Here is a 3186-nt window from a genome sequence, read left to right on the forward strand (position 1 = left end):
TTGCTTCCCAGGCCAGTCCGCCTTGCCCGAGGCTGAAGTATTGATAATTCAGCTTCATTGGAATGGAGCTGGGTGGAACAGCGACGTGGGTCAGGCTAAGTCCGGGAAGCGCCTGCCGTACGAGATGCTCGATGTGATCGGCAGAACATACTTTGATCAATTGCGGCGCCCGGGTTACTAACTCGGGCTGACTTACCTCGGCATTGATGGCGAGATACATCTTTGTGTTGTTCAGGTACTTATCATCGTTAATAGAGGCACCGTAGATGGAAGTCTTAATGAGCTTCAAAGGCAGCGAGACAAAGTTACTGGGGACCACGGTTTCCAGCAGAATGCGCAGCTTTTCATCCAGGTCGGAGAAGCAGAACGACAGATTATCGTGATCGTAGGTGGGGAGATCGCGAGGATGGATGACCGTCGAAAAAGTGGTGAGGGCGCCGGCTAGCTCGAGCAGGGTGGTGAAGAGCCGTTCGGGGTGGCCGGTCTTGGCGGCGAAGAGATGATTCAGCAGAGGGAAAGACGAATTGATGGTATAGAGCAGCCAAAAATTCGCGATATCCGCTGCGGTGAAGTCCGCGAGGCTCTGATTCTTTTGACGGCGCAACCCGGATAGCTGGCTGCTTTTGGCGGAGAGAATCTCGATGACGCGCCGCACCACGGAGAAGAGATAGGGATTGGCGGCAAAATCGAGCAGCGGAGGGACGAACACGGGATCGAGGCCGTAGGTCCCGGCGGGCGTGCGGCGAACAGTGGCGACGCGCAGCGCTGAATTTCCTTCACGCAGCTCTTCCCGCGTCAGGATGCGAAAGTTTTTGCGCGCGACTTGAACCGGCTTCTCGGAGAGTCCGGTATTTTCGTCGCGCATGAGGGTGTACTCGGCCCGATACCGGGTGTCGCCGTGGGCCTGCGGGGCCGAAACATTCATCCCTTTCTCGCGGTAAGGAGGAATGGCAAGAAACAAATCCAAGGTGTCTTTGTCTACTTCGAAGCAATCGACAATATCGCGCGGCGGAGGCGCCGGATCGGAATCGGGAATATCGAAGAGTAGTCCGTCGGCAACGATGCCGCTGGCGCGGCTGATGTGGAAGCTGCCGTTCGCAAGGGCCTCCTGATCCACGCTCAATTCGTGAAATCCCCAAGGCTGAAAGACCAGCGACTGCAGATAAAACTGCAGCGTACTTTCGATAAAGCGGTCCTGGATCTGGAGGTGCTGAGGCGTGAGAAAGGTGCCTTTGGACCAGATTACAGGCTGAAGCCGCTTCATAGGATTTTAAGTTAACAGACGCTCAGGTTGTAGCTTGGAGCCCAAGCTGCACACAGCTCCGATAACGGTCGGACGCCTTTTCGGGGTCTTCCACCACGGCGAGGATAATGCCGGCAGCCGCGATTTTTTGCGCGATCCGCGGCGGAGCCGGAACGGCGACAACTTCAGGCGGAGCGATGCTGCCTTCCGAGAAGAAGACAGCTATGGCAATGCAGCCGGCGGCGCTGGAGAGCCGCGCCTCTTCGGCGGCAGCCTGAGCGGCGCGGCGATGGGCGTCGGTCGGTTCGGCCAGCCATTTCTCCACCGCCAGCAACGCGTTCTGCTCCACCGGGGTTGCATTCGCCTGAAGCCGGCGCGCGCAGGAAAGCGACCAGACAATACAAGACCGGCCTTCGAGGGAATGCGCCAAGTACTTGATGGCATCCGGGAAAAGGCCAACACTCGACAGCTTTTCAACATTAGCCATGGGCGTGGAGTATTCGCTCAAAACGCATATTGCGTCGTCGCTTAATCCGGCTAATGCCAGCGTCTCAGAGGAAAGACCGCTCAACCGTTCTTTCGTTTCCGCCATCTTTTAATTAATCATGGTCATAGCGCCTTTGACGGTCATAATACCGTCGGCGCTGACCGTAGTCATGGCAGCTTTCGCTTCGAGCTGGATGGTTCCCTGAATGCTGATCTGCAGGCCTTTGATGGTGATGCCTTGCTGGGTCAGGACGATGCTGCTTTGCCCTACCTTCAACTCGATCTGCTGCATTGCTTCATGCGCTTCGCTGCCGAGATCGATCTTGGTGCTCTGGTTCCCCTGATTCAGGGTCAGCGCATGGTTTCCTTGCTGGATGACAATGGCGGTATCGCCGGTGATGGTTTCCGTGTGTTTTCCTTTCACGGTGATGATGCGGTCATGGTCTACGGTTTGGGTATCATCGTTCTCAACTTCCGTGAGCATGTCCTTTTCCGCATGGACAGAAAGCAGCTCGCTGCCCATTTTGTCTTCGAAACAAATTTCGTTGCAGTTTGAAGTACCACCGCCCTTGGAACTTCGGCTCCTTATGCCGGACTGGGTGGAATTGTCAGGCAATGTGTAGGGCGGCATTTGCTCGGCATTGTAGATGCGTCCCACGATGAGCGGCTTATCCGGATCTCCTTCCAGGAAATCAACGACAACTTCCTGACCAATTCTGGGGATCGTCATCCAACCCCAGTTTTTGCCGGCCCAGATCTGGGAGACGCGAACCCAACACGAGCTTTTCTCATCTTTCTTCCCGTCGCGATCCCAGAAGAACTGAACCTTTACCCGGCCGTAATTGTCGACATAGATTTCCTCGCCGCTGGGGCCAACTACGACAGCAGTTTGAGAGCCGGCGACCAGAGGCTTACGGGTGCGCTGCGGCGGGCGCAAATTCACGCTCTGAGGAATCGCTTCAAAGCGGTTCTTATAAGACAGATCCTCTCCCTGGCCGGCGACGAAGTTCGGAGCGGACGCGTAATGTTCCACGGACGTCAGCAGATAAGCCTGATTTGTGTCGTTTCGATAGTGGTCGCAGAGGGTGAACTGCAATCCGCTAGTAAAGCTGGCGCAATTGCTTTCACCTCTGACGACCAGGGTGAAAGTTTCGAGCTCCTCAATGCGGACGTTGCCGTAGGTCGTGCCGCCGTCCTGGGTTCCGAAACCGCCCGGATAATCGAACTTCTCTTCTTGCCCGCTCGTCTTGTGTATCGTTTGCGTCGAGGTGAGCAAATTCATGGAGGGCGTTTCGAAATTGTAGTCGGTGAGAGCGACTTTGGGCGTATAGACCTGATCGGTTCGAAACAGCGACCAGACGGAGGAATCGGCGACAACACCTTCCGGAGAAGTGGCAGAGTAGGAGACTTGATTCTCGATACAGTCCGTCGCCGACGGAGTACGATCCACGATGGTC

At 56.0% G+C, this 3186-nt stretch carries 3 protein-coding genes; all 3 read right to left on the bottom strand.

The features are described 5' to 3' along the window. The coding region (tssK, locus tag VGK48_19525; protein HEY2383371.1) for a type VI secretion system baseplate subunit TssK at positions 1-1264 on the bottom strand (1264 nt) is incomplete at its 3' end. Between the two features lie 22 nt (positions 1265-1286). Beyond that, complete coding sequence (locus VGK48_19530; GenBank protein HEY2383372.1) at positions 1287-1835, bottom strand: Twin-arginine translocation pathway signal; 549 nt, start codon at positions 1833-1835, stop codon at positions 1287-1289. Between the two features lie 3 nt (positions 1836-1838). Continuing rightward, the coding region (gene tssI, locus VGK48_19535; protein HEY2383373.1) for a type VI secretion system tip protein TssI/VgrG at positions 1839-3186 on the bottom strand (1348 nt) is incomplete at its 5' end.

This window comes from Terriglobia bacterium, from assembly GCA_036496425.1.
Taxonomy (GTDB): Bacteria; Acidobacteriota; Terriglobia; order 20CM-2-55-15; family 20CM-2-55-15; genus 20CM-2-55-15.

Coding starts and splice junctions, on each gene's coding strand:
- VGK48_19530 (HEY2383372.1), bottom strand. CDS start 1,835: ATGGCGGAAACGAAAGAACGGTTGAGCGGTCTTTCCTCTGAGACGCTG.